This is a genomic window from Streptomyces sp. NPDC051822 (assembly GCF_044452745.1).
Taxonomy (GTDB): Bacteria; Actinomycetota; Actinomycetes; order Streptomycetales; family Streptomycetaceae; genus Streptomyces.
This window is the reverse complement of sequence record NZ_JBITBZ010000021.1, coordinates 17,362-37,741: the sequence shown is the minus strand read 5'-3', so window position 1 is coordinate 37,741 and position 20,380 is coordinate 17,362. Positions and strand designations below refer to the sequence as shown.

The 20,380-nt window shown below is 67.7% G+C and carries 19 protein-coding genes and 3 pseudogenes; 14 read left to right on the top strand and 8 right to left on the bottom strand.

Features of this window, described 5'->3' with window-relative positions:
* Positions 1 to 264: 264 nt before the first annotated feature.
* Positions 265 to 468: pseudogene (locus tag ACIA8N_RS35955) on the bottom strand (transposase); the annotation flags it as partial.
* 120 nt (positions 469 to 588) lie between these two features.
* Here ACIA8N_RS35955 and ACIA8N_RS35950 point away from each other — a divergent pair.
* Positions 589 to 822: a hypothetical protein gene (locus ACIA8N_RS35950; RefSeq protein WP_359534191.1), complete on the top strand. Its 234-nt coding sequence runs from the start codon at positions 589 to 591 to the stop codon at positions 820 to 822.
* Positions 823 to 950: 128 nt separating this feature from the next.
* Positions 951 to 2,408 carry an NF041680 family putative transposase gene (locus tag ACIA8N_RS35945; RefSeq protein ID WP_365786978.1) on the top strand — a complete coding sequence of 486 codons (1,458 nt, stop codon included), beginning with the start codon at positions 951 to 953 and terminating at the stop codon, positions 2,406 to 2,408.
* Between the two features lie 532 nt (positions 2,409 to 2,940).
* Here ACIA8N_RS35945 and ACIA8N_RS35940 read toward each other — a convergent pair.
* A pseudogene (locus ACIA8N_RS35940) lies at positions 2,941 to 3,877 on the bottom strand (IS5 family transposase).
* 140 nt (positions 3,878 to 4,017) lie between these two features.
* Between ACIA8N_RS35940 and ACIA8N_RS35935 the strand changes: the two are divergent.
* The 7 genes and pseudogenes from ACIA8N_RS35935 to ACIA8N_RS35905 all read left to right on the top strand — a co-directional run.
* Positions 4,018 to 4,689: a MerR family transcriptional regulator gene (locus ACIA8N_RS35935; RefSeq protein WP_365786975.1), complete on the top strand. Its 672-nt coding sequence runs from the start codon at positions 4,018 to 4,020 to the stop codon at positions 4,687 to 4,689.
* Positions 4,628 to 4,855 carry a hypothetical protein gene (locus ACIA8N_RS35930; RefSeq protein WP_365786973.1) on the top strand — a complete coding sequence of 76 codons (228 nt, stop codon included), beginning with the start codon at positions 4,628 to 4,630 and terminating at the stop codon, positions 4,853 to 4,855. The genes ACIA8N_RS35935 and ACIA8N_RS35930 overlap by 62 nt, the downstream gene beginning before the upstream one ends.
* Before the next feature lie 242 nt (positions 4,856 to 5,097).
* Entirely contained in the window at positions 5,098 to 5,472 is a 375-nt protein-coding gene (locus tag ACIA8N_RS35925) for a hypothetical protein (RefSeq protein WP_365786971.1), read from the top strand.
* Positions 5,473 to 5,661: 189 nt separating this feature from the next.
* The gene (locus tag ACIA8N_RS35920) at positions 5,662 to 6,018 is read left to right on the top strand and encodes a metalloregulator ArsR/SmtB family transcription factor (RefSeq protein WP_365786969.1); all 357 of its coding nucleotides are present in this window, start codon (positions 5,662 to 5,664) and stop codon (positions 6,016 to 6,018) included.
* A 1,620-nt stretch (positions 6,019 to 7,638) separates the two neighbouring features.
* Positions 7,639 to 8,052, top strand: a complete 414-nt coding sequence (locus ACIA8N_RS35915; RefSeq protein ID WP_365786982.1) for a DUF3052 domain-containing protein — start codon at positions 7,639 to 7,641, stop codon at positions 8,050 to 8,052.
* 413 nt (positions 8,053 to 8,465) lie between these two features.
* Positions 8,466 to 8,780, top strand: a complete 315-nt coding sequence (locus ACIA8N_RS35910; protein WP_365786967.1) for a hypothetical protein — start codon at positions 8,466 to 8,468, stop codon at positions 8,778 to 8,780.
* Between the two features lie 105 nt (positions 8,781 to 8,885).
* Positions 8,886 to 9,369 (top strand): annotated as a pseudogene (locus ACIA8N_RS35905) (IS701 family transposase); the annotation flags it as partial.
* A 46-nt stretch (positions 9,370 to 9,415) separates the two neighbouring features.
* Here ACIA8N_RS35905 and ACIA8N_RS35900 read toward each other — a convergent pair.
* Positions 9,416 to 10,726, bottom strand: a complete 1,311-nt coding sequence (locus tag ACIA8N_RS35900) for a cation:proton antiporter (RefSeq protein ID WP_365786965.1) — start codon at positions 10,724 to 10,726, stop codon at positions 9,416 to 9,418.
* Positions 10,727 to 11,341: 615 nt separating this feature from the next.
* On the opposite strand from ACIA8N_RS35900, the gene ACIA8N_RS35895 reads away from it, so the two are divergent.
* From ACIA8N_RS35895 to ACIA8N_RS35885, 3 genes are all read left to right on the top strand, one after another.
* Positions 11,342 to 11,836, top strand: coding sequence for a hypothetical protein (locus tag ACIA8N_RS35895; RefSeq protein WP_365786963.1), 495 nt, complete (start codon positions 11,342 to 11,344; stop codon positions 11,834 to 11,836).
* Positions 11,837 to 11,970: 134 nt separating this feature from the next.
* Positions 11,971 to 12,306 carry a hypothetical protein gene (locus ACIA8N_RS35890; RefSeq protein WP_365786961.1) on the top strand — a complete coding sequence of 112 codons (336 nt, stop codon included), beginning with the start codon at positions 11,971 to 11,973 and terminating at the stop codon, positions 12,304 to 12,306.
* A gap of 141 nt (positions 12,307 to 12,447) precedes the next feature.
* A complete protein-coding gene (locus tag ACIA8N_RS35885; RefSeq protein ID WP_365786959.1) occupies positions 12,448 to 13,383 on the top strand; it encodes a nitrilase-related carbon-nitrogen hydrolase in 936 nt (311 codons plus the stop codon).
* Between the two features lie 617 nt (positions 13,384 to 14,000).
* Here the strand turns inward: ACIA8N_RS35885 and ACIA8N_RS35880 are convergent.
* Positions 14,001 to 14,420 (bottom strand): hypothetical protein, encoded by a 420-nt coding sequence (locus ACIA8N_RS35880; protein WP_365786957.1) that lies wholly within the window; start codon positions 14,418 to 14,420, stop codon positions 14,001 to 14,003.
* 528 nt (positions 14,421 to 14,948) lie between these two features.
* Here ACIA8N_RS35880 and ACIA8N_RS35875 point away from each other — a divergent pair.
* A complete protein-coding gene (locus tag ACIA8N_RS35875; RefSeq protein WP_365786955.1) occupies positions 14,949 to 15,662 on the top strand; it encodes a hypothetical protein in 714 nt (237 codons plus the stop codon).
* Positions 15,659 to 16,303, top strand: coding sequence for a site-specific integrase (locus ACIA8N_RS35870; protein WP_365786953.1), 645 nt, complete (start codon positions 15,659 to 15,661; stop codon positions 16,301 to 16,303). Before ACIA8N_RS35875 ends, ACIA8N_RS35870 begins: the two co-directional genes overlap by 4 nt.
* Before the next feature lie 363 nt (positions 16,304 to 16,666).
* Here the strand turns inward: ACIA8N_RS35870 and ACIA8N_RS35865 are convergent, their stop codons facing one another.
* The 4 genes from ACIA8N_RS35865 to ACIA8N_RS35850 are packed head-to-tail and all read right to left on the bottom strand — an operon-like array spanning position 16,667 to position 20,219.
* Positions 16,667 to 17,290, bottom strand: a complete 624-nt coding sequence (locus ACIA8N_RS35865) for a DUF6000 family protein (protein ID WP_202197506.1) — start codon at positions 17,288 to 17,290, stop codon at positions 16,667 to 16,669.
* A 40-nt stretch (positions 17,291 to 17,330) separates the two neighbouring features.
* Positions 17,331 to 18,299, bottom strand: a complete 969-nt coding sequence (locus ACIA8N_RS35860; RefSeq protein WP_365786950.1) for a site-specific integrase — start codon at positions 18,297 to 18,299, stop codon at positions 17,331 to 17,333.
* Positions 18,194 to 19,567: a hypothetical protein gene (locus ACIA8N_RS35855; protein ID WP_365786948.1), complete on the bottom strand. Its 1,374-nt coding sequence runs from the start codon at positions 19,565 to 19,567 to the stop codon at positions 18,194 to 18,196. The genes ACIA8N_RS35860 and ACIA8N_RS35855 overlap by 106 nt, the downstream gene beginning before the upstream one ends.
* Before the next feature lie 25 nt (positions 19,568 to 19,592).
* On the bottom strand, positions 19,593 to 20,219 hold the full coding sequence (locus ACIA8N_RS35850; RefSeq protein WP_365786946.1) for a site-specific integrase: 627 nt from the start codon (positions 20,217 to 20,219) through the stop codon (positions 19,593 to 19,595).
* Between the last annotated feature and the right edge of the window lie 161 nt (positions 20,220 to 20,380).

Here is a 20,380-nt window from a genome sequence, read left to right as displayed (position 1 = left end):
AGGTCACTCGGATACGGACGTCGCTTCGTCATGCTTCCGGCGTACCGCCACGAGCCGAATGCGCCCAGGCGCACGGCAGCGGCAGTGGAAGCACATGACTACGAAGGCCGGGCACCCTGGGATGAAACAGGATTGCGCCGCCTTCCGCCCCACCCGCAACCCCACAAGCCCCGCTGATACCGACGATTTCCACGGCCTCACCCGCACCACCGTCCGACGCCTCAAGAACTGGCTGATACGCGGGCATTACCGATGAAAACGACCTCTAAGAAGCCGTTTGTGAGCGGTCTGGAACGAGCCGCGCTCGTCTGGCAGGTCCCGCCAAGGCGAGCCGGTGCGGTACTTCCACACGATGGCTTCCAGGGTGCGACGGTGATCGGCCCACCGTCGACCGCGAACCGGATCGGCCGGCATCAACGGCTTGATCCGGCCCCACATCGCATCAGCGATCACTAATCGGACGGACATATCCGATCAACCGACAAGTGAATCAAGGAGACACGCTCTAGCTTGATCTTTAACGTTGGGCCGTTGGCCAGCCGCTGAATAGGGTCGAGGTGATCTCAGGCCGCGTGGGACCATCTCGGCATGCGCCTGGTAGCTGATGGAGCCACGCCGACCTCGCGGTTGGTGCTGGTGAAGGACCTCGAGACCGATGACGGCTATGCCTTCGAGCTGGCGAGCCCGCTCTTCCTGGCTGCCGGTGATCGAATCGCTTTCGAAGACGGCAGGCTTGTCGTCGTGCGGGCCAGGGGAGAGCGGTTGTCGCCGGCCGGTGACTGGTCCACTCGTTGTGGGCCCGGATCTCTACGCCGCCGGTAGAAGCCGCTCCTCGAACGGTGCGTCGTACTTGATCACTCGGTGCGGTATCCGCCGTACGCGGAAGCGGCCTTCGTCTGAACATGTGCTCCGACCAAGGAACACACACGTCCAGCACGAAGGCCGTGAGGATGAGTCTGCAGCATCACGATGCCCGGCGAGAGCCGCTGGCCGAACTGTCACGCTTCCGGGGCGAGTTCTACTCCTGTCTCACCGCTCGTTCGGATGCCCTGTTCGAGCTGGCGGATGCGGTTCTGTGCGGGGACGGGCCGGTGAAGTCGCTGGCCGAGCTGTCACTGGTGGGTGAACACCGCCGCGGGCACGGCGGCCTCTATGCCGCCCTCGCCCGAGGTCAGGTCGACGCGGACCGGATGCGACGGGCCCTGGTCTCGGTGCCGCTGCCCCGCTCGGCGGACGGCCGGCTGGTCCTGGCCGTCGACGTCACCTGCTGGCTGCGGCCGGACGCCCACACCTCGCCGCAGCGGATCCTGTGCCACACCTATGGCCGGGGCAAGGACCAGCACATCCCGGTTCCCGGCTGGCCCTACTCGATTGTCTGCGCGCTGGAGCCCGGCCGCAGTTCGTGGACCGCGCCGCTGGACGCGCTGCGTCTGGCGCCCGGGGACGACACCGCCACCGTCACCGCCCGGCAGCTGCGCGACCTGGTCGAGCGACTGATCGCCGCAGGTCAGCGGCAGACCGGGAACCCGGACGTCCTCATCATCGCGGACGCCGGATACGACGCGCCCCGCCTGGCCCACCTGCTGCGGGACCTGCCGGTGCAGGTGCTGGCCCGGATGCGCTCGGACCGCGTCCTGCGTCGGCCGGCCCCGCCGCGGGAGCCTCACACCAGGGGCCGGCCGCCCCGGCACGGCGGCGAGTTCGTCTTCGGACAGCCCGACACCTGGGGCACCCCGGACACCGAAACCGTCACCGACACTCGCCTCTACGGCACCGCCCTCGCCCGGTCCTGGGACCGCCTCCACCCCAAGCTCACCCACCGCTCGTCCTGGGCCGCGGCCGACGCCACCCTCCCCATCGTCGAGGGGACCGTGATCCGCCTGGACATCGAGCACCTGCCCAGCGGAGCCACCCCGAAGCCGGTCTGGCTGTGGTGGTCAGGCACCGACGCCACCGCAGCAGATACCGACCGGCTCTGGCAGGCCTATCTGCGGCGCTTCGACATCGAGCACACCTTCCGCCTGTTCAAGCAGACCCTCGGCTGGACCTGCCCGAAGATCCGCACCCCTGAGGCGGCCGACCGCTGGACCTGGCTGATCCTCGCCGCCTACACCCAGTTGCGACTGGCCCGGCCGCTGGCGGCCGACCGGCGCCGTCCCTGGGAGAGGCCCGTTCCCGCGGACAGGCTCACGCCCGCACGTGTCCGCCGCGACTTTCGGCACATCCGCCCGAGGACCGCCTGCCCCGCCCAGGCACCGAAATCTGTCCGCCCCGGACCCGGCAGGCCATCCGGGCGAAAGAACACCCGGCCCGCCCCACGCCACGACGTCCACACAGTCCACAAGACGGGCACCACCACGTCCCGGAAGAAGAAGTCGACCACCCCACGGCCCCGCCGCACAGGTTAAAGATCAAGCTAGGATCCGGCCGATCATGCGCCTGTGATGGAACGTGCATGATGTCGCCCAGGTCCTGGCATCTGCGACGCCACCACGGCCAGTCATTTGGAGCGTGAGGGTCGGGCAGAGTTCGTGCCAGGAAGTCGGCGTCGGTTTCTTTGACGGCCGACGCGATCTCCCGGGCTGCTCGTCTGTCGAGAGCGCCGATGGCTCGCTCTATCAGGAGGCGGTCGTCCCAGACGTCATAGCCGGGCAGATGCGGTTCGGGCAGGTAGAGCGGCCATCCCGGACGGCGCACGAAGCCCCGCCAGCAACGGACAGCCTGTTCGACCGCTTGGACGGGAAGGCCGCGTTCGGCCTCGAACCGGGCCGCCTGGCGACGCGTATGGGGTGAGAACTGTGAGGACCGGCGCCGGTAGTCCTGAAGATGGGACCGGCAGACAGCGTCCAGACGCAGAGCAGCCGCCGTCTTGCGGGGCATGACTCTTCTTTCGAAGTGGTGATCTCGGCAGGTCACTCTACTGTCTGCTCTTGCGGTGGTTCACGTCCTGAGCCAGATGGCCAGCGCCGCGGCGGTTGCGGTACTGAGGTAGACGTAGCCACGTTTGTCATATCTGGTGGCGACGGCTCTGGCGTGCTTGAGCTTGTTGATGGCCCGTTCGACGGTGTTGCGCTTCTTGTACCGCGCTCTTCGTCGAAGCCTGGTGGCCGTCCGCCGCGTGAGCCTCTGCGCTGGCGGGCGGCCTGACTGTCGGTCTTCTCCGGGATCGTGTGCCGGATGCCCCGGCGCCGCAGGTAGATCCGGACGGGCCGGTTGCTGTATGCCTTGTCGGCGGCAACGCTGTCGGCTTCTTGCGGGGCCTGCCCGGCCCGAGCTTCGGGACGCGGATCTTCTCCAGGACCGGCTTGAACTGGGTGCAGTCTGCCCGCTGACCTGGTGTGACGATCAGGGACAGCGGTCGGCAGCGGCCGTCCGCGCTCAGATGGAGCTTGGTGGTGAACCCGCCGCGCGAACGGCCCAGGCCCTCACCTCCCGCACCACCTCCACCAGGCGGGCGACGAGGCTCTGCCACGGTGTTTCGTCCTGATGTTCTGGCCTTTCGGCCCCCTTTGAGCCGGGCCGACGCCGGCGGTGGGTTGGTGCGGGCGCCCGCCGCATGCTGCTGCGCACGAACGATGGTGGAGTCGACCGAGATGTCCCAGTCGATCTCACCTGCCGCGTCGGCTGCGGCTTGGACCTGCTGGAGCAGACGCTCCCACGTCCCGTCGGCCGACCACAGCCGGTGGCGTTCATAGACGGTCTTCCACGCTCCGAACCGCTCGGGCAGGTCACGCCTCTGCACACCGGTCCGCACTCGGTGCAGAATCCCGTCGATCACCTGTCGGTAGTCCCGCCACCTGCAACAACGCCTGTTGCTGACCGGCAGGAACGGCCGCAGCCGTTCCCACTCGGCATCACTCAGATCGCCCCGCCCCAGGCCCACATCAACGACTCAGGTGCGGCGCAGTCACATGATCGGCCGGACAAGTCCTAGTACGCGCAGGATCCGCGCTGCACCGCCATGGCCGACGCCCTCGTACCCCTCCTGCGCCGCAACCGCCCGGAAGGCGCCGGCGGATGCGGCGGCTCGTACTGGGAGGGGTGGTGGCGGTGCCGCCAGTGGCCCGCTCCGTCGGCGGCTACCGGTTGTACGACGCCGAGTCCGTGGCCCGCGTCGAGCTGGTCCGCACCCTGCGGGAGCTGGGCCTCGGGCCTGACGATGTGTGCCGCGTCCTGAGCGGCCGCAGCACGGTCGCCGAGGTCGCCGACGCGCATGTGGCCGCGCTCGACGCGCAGATCCGCTCACTCGAGGTGAGCCGGGCCGTCCTGTCCACTGTGGCGCAACGGGGTTCGACCGTCGAGGAGACAACACTGATGAACCGGTTGGCGCGGCTTTCCGCCGCCGAGCGCAAGCAGATCATCGACGAGCTCAAGGAAGAGGTGTTCGGCGGCCTCGACGACCCGCTTCTGCGCGACCGCATACGCACCTACGGCATCGAATTGCCCGACGATCCCACACCTGGGCAGGTCGACGCCTGGATCGAACTGGCCGAACAGGTGCGGACCCCGGCTTCCGCGCCCGGTTGGGCACTTGGATGGAGCTCGACACGCCCGCACCCGGGCGGGGCCGCCCGAGGCGTCCATCTGGTGGGCCAAGCAGATCGTGCAGACCGCCGCGGAGGCCAGAATGGGCGGGGTCGCTCCCGAGGGGACGGCAGCGGCCGAGCTGCTGTCCGAGCTGTTCGGTGACACCGACCGGGCCGCCCTACTGCGCAGCCTGGAAGCCGGAATCGAGGCAGAAGCGGAGCGCTACCGCAGGCTCGTCGCTTGTGTGCGCGGCCAGAAGCCGTCCCCCGACGCGACCGAGGAGCTGGACTGGCTGGCGCGGGCCCTGCGCGCCGCGGATGCGACCTGACCCGGTGCTTGGCCTCGGCACGGGGCAGGCCGCCGGCCTCGCGGTGCCACTCGACCGGGACGAGCTGATCGCCTACGGGCTAATGCCGTCCGACAGCGGTGCCACTCGGCTGAGAGGTCTTTTTACGGCCGGATTCTCCGGTGTTCCTGAAGTCCTTGCGGACAGTGTGTAGCGTCTGCGCTCAAGATCCGTCCGCCGCACGAGGGTGGCCGGGCCGTCGCGAACATGGAGAGCGAGTAACGATGTTGACTGTGGAGACGTCTCTGAAGGAAGCGATGACCTCGATCGAGGGGAGTCTGGGGGTCGCGCTGGTCGACTACACGAGCGGCATGGCATTGGGAACGCTGGGAGGGGGCAAGAACCTGGACTTGTCGGTGGCCGCGGCGGGGAACACCGACGTGATCCGCGCGAAGGTCCGCACGATGGAGATGCTGGACCTCAGGGACGACATTGAGGACGTGCTGATCACTCTCGGGAGTCAGTACCACCTCATTCGGCTGCTCGGGGGTCAGAGGGGCAACGGTCTGTTCCTGTACCTCGTCCTGGACAAGGCTAGGGCGAATCTGGCCATGGCCAGGCATCAACTGAAGCGCATCGAGGCGGAACTGGAGCTGTAGTCGTTCTTCCACCCTCGGTCTCGCATGCCCATGAGTTGAAAGGTTCTTCAACTCGACACATCTGAACATGATCAGTCGGGGGCATGTCGGAGTCGGGAAGCGGGAGAATGGCTGGAGCTGGGCGCGGAGAACCGGCAGGTCTGGTCGGCAGCCCTTGGAATCGTCGTACCCGGGTGGGAGTGTTGTTGCATGCAGGTGCCGCTGTACCAGGCCAAGGCAGAGTTCTTCCGCATGCTCGGACACCCCGCCCGGATCCGCGTCCTCGAACTGCTCCAGAACGGCCCGGTACCCGTCCGCGAACTCCTGAACGAGATCGACATCGAACCGTCCAACCTCTCGCAACAGCTCGCGGTGCTGCGCCGGTCCGGCATCGTGGTATCCGTCCGTGACGGCTCCACCGTCACCTACGCGCTCGCTGGCGGTGACGTGGCGGAACTCCTTCGCGCCGCACGACGCATTCTCACCGAACTTCTGGCCGGACAGAGTGAACTGCTCGCAGAACTTCGACACACCGACACCGTGCAAACGGGTCCGCCCACACCGTGAAGCCCCGGCCGGCGTCGAGGCCGTGACGGCCGCAGCCGCCGTACCAGTGGGGCCGCGCTGCGTTTCCTGGCCGCGGTTACGGGACCAGGGTGGAGTGCGACGGTAGTCGCGCAGGCCTTCGCTTATGTCCTCGGGGTGTCGACACAAGCGTCGGCGTCCGATGGACTCGATTCGCTGGGGTGGGATCGGCGACCTGTAGAGGACGTCGGCGTCGGCCAGTTCGTGGCCCAGGGTCTTGCCGACGAAGACGTGGATGAGGGACCTGAAGACGCTGTGCCGCTCCTGGATGGGGGTGGCGAAGTCCAGGAGGGCGGTGACGACCGAGGGGAGTCCCAGGCTTCGGAGCTTCGCGGCGAGAGCGGGGGAGCCCTCGCAGTGCTGCCGGCAGATGCCTCGCCGCCCCAGTAGGTCAGCAGCCGGTCGACCTCGCCGATGTTGTGGGTCAGAGGCGCGGCCGACAGGGTCAGGCAAACCTGGTCCTCACGCCTGACCCACCCGCGGTGTCCAGGGACCGTCTGGTTCACCGACCGCAGCACCCTGTGTGTCTGGCCCATCGCTCGCGATCACGCTCGAACTGAGAACTACCGCTTCGTCCTGGCATGATCAGCTGCCGGTTGCCCGGACGCCTGGAGTCCGTCGGGAACGGAGCTTGTCGGCGACGAGGGAGACCACCACACCCCCTTCACCGCGCCGAGCATCGAACTGGGAAGCCGTGCGTGAACGAGAGGGGGCCCCGGCGAACTTGCAGCCTTTCTCACTGGGTGTTGTTGAAGGCTTAGAAGCCGTTGTCGTACCGATCTTGGTGAGCATGGGTTCGAATGCGGCGGCTCGGTCGGGCGATCTTCGGTCTGTCCGTGCATGAAGACAGAGCCTCTGGTGCAGCTCGGGGTTGTCGAGACCTTGAGCACACCAGGAGGCCCTACTGACGGCATCCCGGCACCTCCACCGCCGGGACGACACAACACCTCGTCTCTGCCGCCGAAACACCGACCCTATGCCTGACCTGTGCAAACGCACCCGTCACTCTCGGAAGGACAGCGGCTTCTAACTGGCCCGCACGGGAATCGTGTCAGAAGTCTGGTCTAGGTTTGGCCTGTGAACCACAGCAGCTCCAAGGCCGGGGCGCCCCGCGAGCCTGACTTGCCGCCGTATCAGGTAGTCCTAGCGGAGACTGATTGGGGTTCGCTCCAGACGGCTGTCGGGAACGGTGAGTGCCTTCCCAAAGTCCTGGCACGGTTGCTGGAGCCTGATCCCAAGGTGCAGGTCACCGCTTTGTCGGAACTGAGTGAGCTGGTCGGCCACCAGAACAGCATCTACGAAGCCACAGCCCCCGTCGCCATGTATGTCGCCGGCATCCTCACCCACCCGGCGGCCATGGCCCTCCGGCCGTATCGCAACGTCCCCATCCGCGCGACATTGTTGAACTGGTTGGTTTCCACGGCCTACGACGCCTCCGACGAGATCGTCGACCGCACCGAGCAGTACTTCCCTGGCTTCCTCACCCACGACACCACGCTGGCGGCCTTCCGGGACCTGCGCCCGATGCTTTATCGAGCCGTCGCGCCCTGCCTGCAGGACAGTCACGAGGACGTGCGCGAAGCCGCCGGCCTCGCCGCGCTCATCCTCGCCGAAGAACGAACCGACCTCGCCGCCCGGCTGGGCTTCCAGCCGGGGCAGGTCGTCCAGGAATTCGGCTACGACGAAGACACGGATCAGCAGTTTCGAGAAGCCATCAAAGAAGTGACAGGCAAGGAACTGGTCGACGAGGAGTACGCCGATCTCGTCGATGCCGTGATCATCTGGTTTCGCGACGATAACGAACGTCTCGCTGACGTCCTGGGCGACGCAAGCGGTCTGGTCGAAGACGGCGCTCCGCTCTGGCTGTTGACACCCAAGACCGGACGCGAAAAGTACATCGACTCCGAAGTAATCCACGTGGCCACATCGGCGACCGGTCTTCTGCAGGTCGGTTCCGTCAGCGCAGGCAAGGACTGGAGTGGTCTTCGCCTGGCCCCCCGCGAGGCCTCGCGGTAGCGGCCAAGCGTTCCACGAGGGACATGGACGCCCAGCCCGATGCCGCGGGCTGGCCGGCCTTCCGTGGGCATGGTCGGCGAGCCGGCCGCTGTGGCGAGGGCCGCCTCGCAACAGGGGCCGGGATATGTTCCTGTGACAGGGAATTTTGATCGCGTGCCAAAGAAGTCTGTACCGGTGAGGCCATCGGCCTGTCCAGCGCGACCGGAACTAGTACTCCAGCCGTAGATTGTGATCTTCATGTCCGTGCCGGGCTGGTCGCCGGTAGCCTGCACGCGTGGGTGAGATCTGGGACGAACGGCGGCTGGTCGCGGACGGATTCGAGCACGTATATGCCGAGTTGGAGTGGTACGACGGTCCTCGCGACGGGCTTGTCGACGTCGATGGGGTGCCCTCACTACTTCCAGTGCCACGACGTGGACTTCTCCGTTGCACCGGATGAGTACTTCGTGTGGCCAGCGGACGAGACCTTGGTCGCGCTGGAGCGTGAACAGTGGGCGATCTTCGTCGCGTGGAACGACTGCTACGAAGAGGGAACCGCCGGGATCGACCGCCATCCTGGTCATGGAGGTATCGACCCCCGGTATGACGAGCTGACGGCACAGCTCACCCCATACCGCCAAGCGCCGGCAGATGCGAAGCTGCTGGTTGCCGAGTGGCGGTTCGACGGTGGGGGCCGCTACCGGGTCGACGGGGTCGACTACTGGGTTCGATGGCGCGAACGAGGATGAAGCTGCGCTTGATCATTTCCTGTTGTGTGGACAATCAATGATGAAGCGCGAGCCTCGGCGCCCAGCGTAGACCCCGCCCGCTGGCAGGAGTCCTTCGTGGGTCTCATGACTCGAATCGCGGGCCGCTTCAAGCGAATCGAGCCCAGGCGTCGGGCCCGGCGCCTGGTGCTCGGCCTCCTGTCCGATCTGCCGCGCAAGAACTGCTGGACCATCGCCGAATGGGTTGGGGACGCTACCCCGGACGGGATGCAGCACCTGCTCGGCCGGGCCAAGTGGGACGCCGATGCCGTCCGCGACGACGTTGCGTGGGTACGTGGTAGAGCACCTGCACGACGACCAGGCGGTGCTGGTGGTCGACGAGACCGGCGACGTGAAGAAGGGCACCAGCACGGTCGGCGTCCAGCGCCAGTACACCGGGACCGCGGGCAGAATTGAGAACGCCCAGGTCGCCGTCTATCTCGTCTACGCGGGTCGTCGCGGTCACGCCGCGGTCGACCGGGAGTTGTACGTCCCGCGCTCGTGGACGTCCGAGCCCGACCGCTGCCAGGCCGCCGGGCTCGACAAGAAGACCGCGTTCCAGCCATTTCCAGCGGCAAGCCGCTGAAGCATGAAGATCACGATCTACGGCTGGAGTACTAGGCGGCATCCGGGCCGCCCCGAGGTGGGCGGACACCGTTTGCGGGCACGTCCGCGTGTTCTCGGAGAGCGGGGTCGACGGCACGGGCTCTGGCGTACCAGGCGCCATAGCGGCCTCCCAGCACAGGAGCGGTGGCTCCATGGAGACACACGCTCAGGGCGACCGTCATTGCCACCGCGCCGCCGAGGACCTGGTTCCCGGGGAGATGTTCTTCCACGGCGAGCAGGCCGAACACGAGCGAGGCGAGCCCCCGGGGTCCGAACCAGCCGATGTAGGCGACGGTCGGCGGGCGCAGGCCGGTGCCCAGCAGGGCTGCCGCGACGGGAACCATGCGGATGACGGTCAGGCTCAGCACCGCGTAGACGAACATCTGCCACGTCAGGTGTTCCAGCACCGGTCCGAGCACGGCCGCGCCGAAGGCCAGGAAGCTCAACGACGCGAGCAGAAGTCCGAGACGTTCGGTGAACGCCGTCGCGCCCTCTCCCACGTCCGAGACACCAGCATCTGCAGAGGCAGCAAGCTTTCGCAGCACGTTGCCGAACGCCAATCCGGCGACCCAGACGGAAATGAATCCGCTGCCCTGTGCTTCCACAGCCAAGGGATAGGCGATGAGCGGGACGGCCAGCGATGCCAGCTGGCGCCACCCGTGGGCGGTCCATGCCCGCGCGGCCGACCACCGCAGAAGACGCGCGACCGCCCAGCCCACGGCAAAGCCGATCGCCGAACTCAGCAGCAAGGCACGCAGGAACGTCTCACCGACCCCCTGTGCTCCGTGGCCGCCGGCTGCCGCCGCCACCGCCAGCACGAAGAACGGCAGTGCCAACCCGTCGTTCAGGCCGGACTCGACGTCCAGACCGTGCCGTACCAGCGCGGGCACCCTGCGATCCGAGATCGCCTGCTGGCCGAGCGCCGCATCTGTGGGGCCCAGGATGATCGCGACCAGCGCCAGTTCCCACACCCCGAGTCCGGGCAGCAGCGGCCAGGCCAGAAGCCACCCCAATGCCATCGTCAACGGCAGGCCGACAACCAGCAGCCGCAACGGCAGAAACCTCTCCCGGCGCAGCTCGCTTCCCTTGATCGCCGCCGCGTCGGTGAACAGCACCACGGCCAGCGCGCTCTCCAGCAGCGCCCGGACCGGCTCCACGCCGCCGTCCTCCTCCTCGACCAGTCCCAGGCCGAGGGGGCCGATGGCCAGTCCGACCGCCACGAACAGCAGCGGCCCGGACACCACGGTTTGGGACATCCGTCGTGACAGTGCCGCGTAACAGGCGACCACCACGCCCGCCGCCACCCATGCCCACGGGTCCATGAGATGCCTCCTGAAAGCGACGACAGAAGCGATGACCTGGCGCGTCGCACGCAACCCATGAGGTAGCGGGAGGCTGGAAGCGGCGGACGAGATCGCTTGCCATCTTCCGTCGAAGGCAGGGAGTGCACCGGTGAGGCTCGGGGCGGGTCGAACGTCCGTCGTCCTAAAGGACGCGTCAGGCGTGATATCCGCCCAGAAGCGACGGTCCTGGGCGCGTCGGTGACAAAGCCGTGGAATCAGCGGCCGGCCGATGGATGCCGGGGCGGCACAGCTGCCACAAAGAGCGACCGGCTGGCCTCCCGCACGGGACGCGGGCAGCGTCCCAGGGGAGCCGGCGAGCTTCAATGAGTCCAAACGGCGCTCACGGCCACCCGGTTCTGCCGTGTGGGGCCTCTCCTTCTACCTAAACAGCTCACCCCTGGGTGAGCCATCGGGCATTGTCTGCATCGGCCTTCCGTCGGTGCTGCTTCGTCCGGGCTCGGCGGAATCGCTCTTCCCACTCGGCGCGGCACTCCACTCGATAGAATCGCTCACAGACGTTCGACTCCGTCGGAAGCACGACCATCGCTGGGGCACCGAGAGGCTTCGGTTCCCTCCTCGCGACTGGAGCGTCGCATGGCGTACCGTCCAGCCTTCGGCGTGGCGCGAACGGCCATCACGGTCGCCTTCGTGACGGTCCTGGCCATCGCACCGCCCACACCCGCGCATGCCTTCACCGGTGGCAACCACGAGGACATCACACGGGCGGCCCTGCCCTGGGAACCGGGCACACTCTCCACGATGGCGGATGCCGAGGACGGGGCGATCAACGCCAACGACCACGGCGGGTACTTCTTGATCGGCCCCCTGCACTGCGACAACGCCGACTACCTCGCCCCACGCCGCGCCTCGCGCTATCCCCGCAGCCGGGACGAAGCCACCACCGAGCTGCTCGCCTGCGTCCGCACCTCCGTCGCCCGCTTCCGGAACGCGATCCAGGCGGCCGACGGCCTCGTCGACGGACACGGCAGGGTCCGGGCCGATCAGAGCGACCTGTCCTCCCCGTGCACATGGAAGGAGACCTCCGACCGGGCCAAGTGCGAGGTGCTGGAACAACTCGGCCGCGGCTGACACCAGCTCCAGGACTTCCACACCCACTCGAACTGGTCCGACCGGCCCGCCCCGGCCCGGTCGGCCTCGACAACCCTCCCGGACTCGCACGTACCGATGCCGTCCCCTTCTTCACCATCGGCCGCTACAGCCGCATGGAGGACGCCGACTGGACCAGGGAGGCACGAGCCCTCGTACCCGAGGAGCTCACGACCGGCTGCTACTCCGACTTCGACTCCACCGGCGTCAAGTCCGCCGACTGCGCCGGCCGTGTGACGCACAACCGTCACCTGAACAAGGACACCGCCGCGTCCCGCCGCTCAAGGACCGGAGACAACTTCGCCCGTGCCGTTTCCGGAGCCACCGCCGAAACCGTCCGCCAGTGGAACGACTTCAAAGCCGAACTGCGCAGGACCTATCCGGACGACCGGCGCGGCGAGCAGATGATCTGCGCTCTCGTCCACGACGACCCGGCTTCGAGCTGTCCCTGAGCCGGAGGGCTCCGGAAGTCGGTGTCTGTGACGTCCGGTCCGATCCGGGCCGGATGAGGATCTTGGTGTCCGGGGGCGGGGTGAGTCGTTCTTGCTGGTGGCGGTCGCCCGGGCCGCCCTTCACCGAGGGATCTGCTGTTGATGACTCAGCCTGTCCGTATCGTGTTCCGCTCTGCCTCGCGTGACGCGCCCGCTGTCGGCGAAGGGCTGCGGGTGGCGCTCTACCAGGGCCAGGGCCCGGTCGGCAGCCGGCGGGCGGTGGAGCAGAACCTGGAGCGTCTGGTCGAGGTGGCCGCGCTGGCGGCGGACTACGGCTGTCAGGTGGTGGTCTTCCCGGAGAAGTACACCACCGGCTATGCGATCGGCCCCGAGCAGTGCCGTGAGCTGGCCGAGCACCGCGAGGGCCCCTCGGTCGAGCGTGCGCGGCTGGCGGCCAAGGAGAACGCCCTGGCCGTGGTCCTGCCCTACCCCGAACGCGACGGGACCGACTTCTACGACTCGATCAGCGTGATCGCCGCGGACGGGCTGGTGGCGGCGAACTACCGCAAGACTCACCTGTACGGGGCCGCCGAGCGGCGCAACTACTCCTTCGGGCAGGACCTGCCGCCCGTGGTCAGCCTGAACGGCATCGGGGTCGGCGTGCTCAACTGCTACGAGTGCGAGTTCCCGCCGCTGTACCAGTACCTGGCCGGGCACGGCGCCCAGGTCGTGCTCGGGCCCACCGCCGCCGACGGGCACTTCCGCCTGGCCGACGGCACCATGAGCCAGGTCCCCTACCAGGATGCCACCCGCCACATCATCCCCGCCATGGCCAGCATCTGGCGCCTGTTCATCGCCTACGCCAACCGCCGCGGCTGGGAACAGGTCCCCGCCGGCGCCTGGCAGTACCAGGGCAACTCCGGCATCTGGGGTCCCGACGGCGAACCCCTGATCGCCGCCACCGCCGAAGACCGCCACCATGACTGCCTGCTCATCGCCGACTGCATCCCCGCCGCCGTTCCGCCCTTCAGCCCTGAGGGCCACCACCCCACCGACAACCGCCTCACCCTCAACCCCACCCTGCAACCCGCCCGCTGAGACCGCGCACCCCCGGCACCGCCAAGCAGACAGCGCCCGGCCCCCCGCCTCTGTCCCTCCCTACACAGCGTTCCCATGCCGACTCCTGCTCCCCACCCCTTACTGCACCGAGCACGGCCACACTGCCGAACCGGTCATGGAGTCGCATCCCGCTGACGGCATCCGCTGCACACACCTGACCCGCCCCGCCGCCCCTGCGTGAGCGGTTCCGGGGAAGGGGAGCGCTCGAAGGGCCCGTTCCGGAACCGGTGGCGCCGGTGCCCCCGGGGGCCGCGACGCCGTGACCGGGCCACCGTGCGGCTCAAGGGCCGACCGTTCCTCATCGGGGTGGTGATGGCCGTGGCGTCCGTCCGGGGGCCCGGGTTGGCTGGGGCATGCGAATGATGATCTCCGGCGCGGCCGTGGTCGCTGCCCTCCTGGCGGGCGCCACGCTCGCGCTTGCCACGATCGACACCGCCCCGACCCGGATGATGGCGGGCCTCAAATCGTGCGGGTACGCCGTGGCGGCCCTAAGGACCTGTCCGGCCGATCACTCCAGGTGCGCCGGGGCGAGAAGCCGCTCGTGCCGTTCCAGTGAGGGCTGGGATCACGACTACAGGAATGTCAGCGGGATGAGGTCAGGGCGCGAAGTACCAGCAGTACAGGCTCGGGCCTCTCTCCGCACGCCTCATGGCTAGGGCTGACAGGCGCTCAAGGAGATCGACGGCACTGTCCGGTCCAATCTCATCGCCTGTCTCGGAGACGGTCTTGGCCCACGTGAGAGCGGTAGTTCCGAGCTGATCCGCACTTGCGCTGGCCAAGGCCGTCGAGAGCGTCTGCGGAACAGCGAAGACAGTGAAGCAGCCATCGTTGGCCATGGGTACCACGTACCGGAGCGGGCTCTCAGCCCCCGTGAACAGAGCTTCCCACCTCGGAACTGCGTCATCCGGATAGATGCCGTCACACAGCACGGCAGGAAAATCATGGCTCTTGCGCGGCCCTACCCGCACTGCTGACTCGTTGTCTTCAGCAAGGAAGAACTCCCCTGCAAGCACCATCCGCTGATTCTGGCATGTCTTGGTACCCGGGAGCCCGACTGAGTGACTGCTTCGCCGCCAGGTGTCGGCGTACAACCGAATGTGGCTCTGGCAAGATTTTCGTAGCCGGAGATCATCTGGGTGTCATGGTCGGTGGGTCCGCAGGACGGGCAGCCTGTGATTGTGCTCTGTTGAACTGGTCAGTCTGTTACCGCAGTTGTCTGATGTGCAGGTCGTCTCGGTTGAGGTTTCCGATGCTTTGGTGGCGGTCCGTGCCCGCACGAGATCCGGTGAACCGGCGGGATGCACGGGATGTGGCCAGCTCAGCGAGTGGTGCCACAGCCGCTACGCACGGCGCCTCGCCGACGTCACGCTCGCGGGCCGCCCAGCTGCCTGCCCGCAGCCCTACCAACGGTCCGCGAGGATGATCAACCCCACGCCGAGAAGACCACCGAGAACACCGCGGCGGGCAGCCGGGCCGGGCGCCATGCCCAGAGTCTGTTCGACGCGGTCCAAGCCCTGACCCGCACCGGCCGGAGCCACAGCTCCGTGGCCCGCGAGCTCGGCCTGGACCGCCGCACCGTCGGCAAGTACGCCCGCGCCATCACCTGGCAGGAGGTAATGCGCCGGCCGCCCCGCAAGCCCTCCCCCTTGGACCCCTACCTCGACTACCTGCGGCAACGCTGGGACGAGGGACAACACAGCGCGAAGATCCTGCATGAGGAACTGCAGACCAAGGGCTACCTCGGCCACTACCAGCGCGTGAAAATGGCCGTCGCACCGCTCCGTCGCGGCCTGCTCATCGACGAGCCACGCGAGCGACCACCCTCGCCTCGCGAAGCGGCCCGCTGGATCACCACCCACCCGCACCGCCGCAGCCCGCACATCAACGAGCGCCTGCCCCGGCTCCTCGAACACTGCCCTGAACTCAAGCTCACCCACGACCTGGTCCGCCGCTTCGCCACCATGGTCGACAACCGCGACGCGGCACCCTTGCCGGGCTGGTTGAGCGACCTTGCAAACAGCGGACTGGCACCACTCGCCGGCCTTGCCGGAGCCCTGCACGAAGACCGACATGCCGTTGCCCAGGGAATCACGACCTCTTACAACTCAGGGGTCAACGAAGGGCGCATCACCGACGTCAAGCTGCAGAAACGTCTCATGGCCGGACGAGCCGGCGTCTCTCTTCTCCGCCACCGCGTCATCCTGATCGCCCACCTCCGCCGACGCCATGCGGACTGGTCGACCGTGGCACCGAGATGATCTCCGTCTACGAAAATCTTGCCAGAGCCACGTTCACTTGTACGCCGACACTCACGATCTCCCCGCACGACTTCAGGAGGATCTTCGTCACTGACGCCATCATGAACGGCCTCCCACCACACATCGCCCAAGTGATCTGCGGGCACAAGAACATCGATACAACGATGGGCTACAAGGCCGTCTACCCGGCCGAGACGATCGAGGCGCACAGGGCGTTCATCGCCCGCCGCCGGTCCACCCGGCCCAGCGAGGAATACCGAACTCCCACCGAGGAGGAGTGGGATGCCTTCCTCGCGCACTTCGAGAAGCGCAAGGTGTCCATCGGCACCTGCGGCCGTGCATTTTCCACCCCGTGTGTTCATGAGCACGCTTGTGTCAGATGTGCACTCCTCAGGCCGGACCCGGACCAACGCTCCCGCATCGAGGAGATCCGCGACAATCTCATCGCCCGCATCGCCGAAGCCGAACGCGAAGGCTGGCTCGGCGAGGTCGAAGGACTCAAGGTCAGCCTTGCCGGCGCCGAGGACAAGCTCGCCCAGGTCGACGCACTCGTCAAGAGACAGTCGATCGCTGTCGAACTCGGTATGCCGGGCGTCCGCCAGCCGGCAGGCACCACAGAGGCCACAAGAGCAACGCCGTGATCGAAGCAAGTGGCGACCGGAGATCAAAACGGAACAGACAACCCGGCTTCGCGCAGCCGGGCCAGGGCGGCGGACATGCACTGCTGCACGGTGCTCCATCAGTGCGCATGCCGTGCTCGTGCTCCAGGGGACCTCCGCTGGCGGCGAACGTCCACGCTGGCGCGTTATCAGCAACCCGCTCCGCGTCCACCCTGATCATGGCATTCACGCCCTGCTCGCCCAGCCATTCCAGAATGAGCAGCGTCACGTCCTCGATGCCACCATCCTGGGCGATCTTTGGCCAGCGGCCCTGGTTTCGTGTCATTGCCCAGACTCTACCGAGGGGTCCGAAGCAGTCGGCGTCCAGCAGTCAGGCCGGGAAGATCAGCGCCTGGTTTCCATTCTGGCGAAGAGTTCAGCGCACTCGCTGGCGAAGGAACAGAGCCGGTCCACGACCTGCCGGTACTCCTGCGGATCCCGCACCATGTTCGACGTGGCATCGGTCCACTGCTGCCACAGGCCACCGGCGGCAAGGTATCGGGATGCTCGCTCGGTCCCGAGGACGGCATCGAGGTGAAGCAGTGTGCTGAGAGCAAAGGTCTGGTCCCAGACGAGGTCGGGTTGAGGCAAGTAGCGATCAAGGTAACTGCAGACCAGATCGGCGTCCGCGCTGGTGCCGAAAGTGGCAAGAGTGATGCAGTATGACCCGCCGTAGGGGCCTCCGCTGGCCAGCAGGAGTTCGCCGATGCGGCTGCGGAACTCGGTCCTGCCGGCCACGGCAACCAGCCAGGAGGCAGTCCTGCGCTCTCGCCACCCGCCCTCGAAAAGGATGCCGAGTTCAGCGGGAGTGATCTCCCCGGCAGCCTGGACCAGCTCCCTCACGAACAACTCGCGCTCAGGTCCGCTCAAACGCAGCAAGCTTCCACCCAGCCGCAGGTACCGCCGGCCGGGCGTGACGAATCGTCGGACCAGGTCCATCAGCTCGGGGTCGGTGTTGGCATAGCGCATGGCTGCATCTTTGCCCGGCGAGGTCCCAGCTGCCAGCAATTTACACAGAGCCTCGAGTAGCGATCGCTAGTTCAGAGAAGCAGGCGTGCTCATGCGCGCAAGGCGTCCCGTAAGGACGTCCGCAGGAGCCCAGCTCGACCTTCCGCTTGTCGAAGTGCTCCTGGAACTCCGACCACTCCTCCGATGTGGGGTTCCTGTACTCCTCCTCCGGCCGCAGCTGGCGGCGCTGGTCAAGGAACTGCTGGTAGTGGCGCACGATGTCGTCGTCGAAGACCGCGACGTAGCCACGAGTGGTCTGGATGTTCAGGTGGCCGAGCAGGGCGGCACCGATGTGGATGGGCAGCCCGGAGTTGACCAGGTCGGTGGCGAAGATCCTGCGGAAGTCGTGGGCAGAGAACGCCGTCCCGACGAACTCGGGGTGGGTCTTGGCCAGCTCGGTGCAGCACTTGCGCAGGCGGCGCCAGATGGTGGTGTTGCTCATCGCCTGTCGTTCCAGGCCGGTCTGGGTCTGGAACAGGTAGGGCAGAGGCGGGCACCACACCTTCTCGTGGACGTCGTACCGGGTCGCGATCGGCACCGTGCCGTAGGTGCCGCGGTGCCGGCGGATGACCTGAGCGATGACGTGGAACAGCTCGGCGGACATCGGGATCACCCGCTCGCGGTCCGTCTTGGAGGGAGTTACGACCAGGAGCGCGACGACCTCGCCGTTGGGACGCTGGTAGTTGCGGACGCTCAGGTGGGTCAGCTCGGTCAGCTCCTCGATCCGCAGGCCGGCGTGCCGGAGCACCTCGACGACGGCCCAGTCCCAGAAGGCCGCAGTCTCGTCCCGGGTGACGGCGACCAACTCGCCGGTGTCCCGGTTGACCGCCCGGACGGGGAAGGACTTCTCCGTCTTGGCCCGCTTCAGGTCGTACTCGCTGGCGGTGCGCTGCCACTGTGCGCCGGCGGCGGTGAACCGATCACCAGGTTCGACGGCCTGTGCGGCGCTGAGGATCTCGCGCAGCCGCATCCACCGGTTGGTGACGTGGTCGACCAGCAGAGGCAGCAGGGGCTGGCGGACGTGGGTCCGCTCGGCCATCCGTGCGTGGATGCCACGGCGGCGGACGTTGAACCAGCGCAGTTCGGCGTCCCGGACCGGGCAGGGCCCGACCACGCCGCCCAGCGCTCGGGTTCGGCGACCGCCCAGCTCTGCAAGTCCAGGTAGAAGGTGCGGACCTTGAGCAGCACGCCGTCCATGTCGAGGCGGGGCCGCCCGCCGAGCAGGACGGAGATGGTCTCCTTCCACTGCTGGTAGGTCTCCTCGCTCAGCCGCAGGTCGGCCTGGTCGGGGTTGACCTTCTCGACGTTGCTCCAGAACGTGCCGGGCAGGATCCGGGCCAGCTGCCGCAGCGAGGAGTGGTCCAGGTCGGCGGCGCGGCGGCGAAGGTAGTCCACCAGCAGGTTGCGCACGTTGGTGTTGCGCAGCTTCTGCCGGTCGACGAGTTCCTCGACGCTCTTCTGCCCGCCGACGAGGGCGGCCCGCAGCACGTGGGGCGCCGACGGCGGGAAGTGCCCCGACTCGTAGAGAATGTGCCAGGCCGCGATCGCCGCGTAGTTGTACTCCTGGCCGCGCTTGGTGGCCCCGCGGGTGAGCTGCTTGCGCCGCGACTCCAGCGAGTAGTGCAGCAGCACCTCTGGTGTCAGGTCGGCCAGGGAGATCCCGAACACGGTCAAGGCGCAGGCGACGTCGAACAGCGCGGTGCGCCGGGCCGCCGGGGTCGCGTCGGAGGCTTCGACCGCGGCGTGGAACTTGTCCAGCAGCGGATCCTTGGCCACCAGGCGGAAGTCGAGAGCGTAGTTCGGATAGGTGTGCCCGCGGAAGGCGTCCAGGCTCGGCCGGATCACCCGCAGGCAGAACAACTGCCGGGTGCCCGAGATGAACAGCTTCCGTAGCTTCTTGTCATCACCGCCCAGATCGCCAGGATTCGTGCCGTACTCGTCCAGCCCGGCCACCACCCATCGCTGCTGCCAGGTCTTGCCCGGGAACCGCTCCAGGTGTTCGAGGATCGTCTCCGTGCTGAAGCGACGCAGCCGGCGCCGCTCAAGGCCCTCGTCGTCCCACGCTGCCACGACCGCGTCGGCCACCTTGGCCAGCGAGGCCCGGGAGAGGTCACCGGCCGGCCGGGGCGGGTTCTCCGGCTCGGGCGGCGGCGCAGGCTGGATGACCTTGGTGTTCACCCGGTCCGCCGGCGCCTCCCGCAGCGGGTTGCGCTGGATGCGTCCGGTCGTCGGGCCCATGCCCCGTGCGTTGTAGCCAGCGGTACTACCGGGCACCGAACACCGCCTCGACGTCAGCCGGATCGTAGGTTTGCGACCAGCGGATTTCCTGACGGGGTCGCTGGTAGTGCTCGGCGAGCTTGTCCATCAGGTCCTCCAGGCCGACCGCGGTGTAGCGGGCGGTGGTGCTGAGATGCGCGTGCCGCAGGATCGTCTGCACCTCCACCAGCGTCAGCGAAGGATCGCGCGCCATGCGCGTGGCCGCCGTGTGCCGGGTGTCGTGCAGCGTGTAGTTCGTGCCGAGCACGGCGTTCGCCCGCTGGAGCACGCGGCGCATCGCCCAGTAGGTCAGCTGTCGGGGATCACCTCGGCGGGTCCGCCAGAGCGGCCCGCCCGGCTCGGGCAGCCCGGCCTGGTCCAGGTAGGCAGCCGTGTAGGCGAACACCTGCGGGGACGCGGGCACCGGGTCCCGCTGGCCGGTGCCCTTGTTGATCACCCACAAGCGGCCGGCCGACCAGTCCACGTCTTCCAGACGCACCCCGAGCAGTTCGCTGGCGCGGGCGCCGGAGCTGACGTAGCAGGCCAGCAAGGCACGGTCCCGATCGCATCTCATCTGCGCGAACAGCTCGTCCCACAGCCGATCCGGAATCGCCCGGGGCTGGCGCTCCCGCACCTTCGGCCGCAGCCCGGGCCCGTCTGGTAGGGGCCGGCGTCTCCAGCGGGGAGCGGTGCGCCAGCCGAGCCCGGCGGTCCCGGCTTTCGGGCACCGGGTTGACCACCGGCCCCCGGCCGTAGTGCTGGTGGAAGGCGTAGAAGCCGTGCACCACGGTCAAC

Excerpts from the sequence above, each read along its gene's own strand:
- ACIA8N_RS35925 (WP_365786971.1), top strand. The coding sequence starts at position 5,098 with ATGTTGACTGTGGAGACGTCTCTGAAGGAAGCGATGACCTCGATCGAG.
- ACIA8N_RS35870 (WP_365786953.1), top strand. The coding sequence starts at position 15,659 with ATGATCTCCGTCTACGAAAATCTTGCCAGAGCCACGTTCACTTGTACG.
- ACIA8N_RS35920 (WP_365786969.1), top strand. The coding sequence starts at position 5,662 with ATGCAGGTGCCGCTGTACCAGGCCAAGGCAGAGTTCTTCCGCATGCTC.
- ACIA8N_RS35935 (WP_365786975.1), top strand. The coding sequence starts at position 4,018 with ATGCGGCGGCTCGTACTGGGAGGGGTGGTGGCGGTGCCGCCAGTGGCC.
- ACIA8N_RS35880 (WP_365786957.1), bottom strand. The coding sequence starts at position 14,420 with ATGGTGCTTGCAGGGGAGTTCTTCCTTGCTGAAGACAACGAGTCAGCA.
- ACIA8N_RS35950 (WP_359534191.1), top strand. The coding sequence starts at position 589 with ATGCGCCTGGTAGCTGATGGAGCCACGCCGACCTCGCGGTTGGTGCTG.
- ACIA8N_RS35930 (WP_365786973.1), top strand. The coding sequence starts at position 4,628 with ATGGGCGGGGTCGCTCCCGAGGGGACGGCAGCGGCCGAGCTGCTGTCC.
- ACIA8N_RS35865 (WP_202197506.1), bottom strand. The coding sequence starts at position 17,290 with ATGCGCTATGCCAACACCGACCCCGAGCTGATGGACCTGGTCCGACGA.
- ACIA8N_RS35900 (WP_365786965.1), bottom strand. The coding sequence starts at position 10,726 with ATGGACCCGTGGGCATGGGTGGCGGCGGGCGTGGTGGTCGCCTGTTAC.
- ACIA8N_RS35860 (WP_365786950.1), bottom strand. The coding sequence starts at position 18,299 with ATGCGGCTGCGCGAGATCCTCAGCGCCGCACAGGCCGTCGAACCTGGT.
- ACIA8N_RS35945 (WP_365786978.1), top strand. The coding sequence starts at position 951 with ATGAGTCTGCAGCATCACGATGCCCGGCGAGAGCCGCTGGCCGAACTG.
- ACIA8N_RS35885 (WP_365786959.1), top strand. The coding sequence starts at position 12,448 with ATGACTCAGCCTGTCCGTATCGTGTTCCGCTCTGCCTCGCGTGACGCG.
- ACIA8N_RS35855 (WP_365786948.1), bottom strand. The coding sequence starts at position 19,567 with ATGGGCCCGACGACCGGACGCATCCAGCGCAACCCGCTGCGGGAGGCG.
- ACIA8N_RS35895 (WP_365786963.1), top strand. The coding sequence starts at position 11,342 with ATGGCGTACCGTCCAGCCTTCGGCGTGGCGCGAACGGCCATCACGGTC.
- ACIA8N_RS35890 (WP_365786961.1), top strand. The coding sequence starts at position 11,971 with ATGGAGGACGCCGACTGGACCAGGGAGGCACGAGCCCTCGTACCCGAG.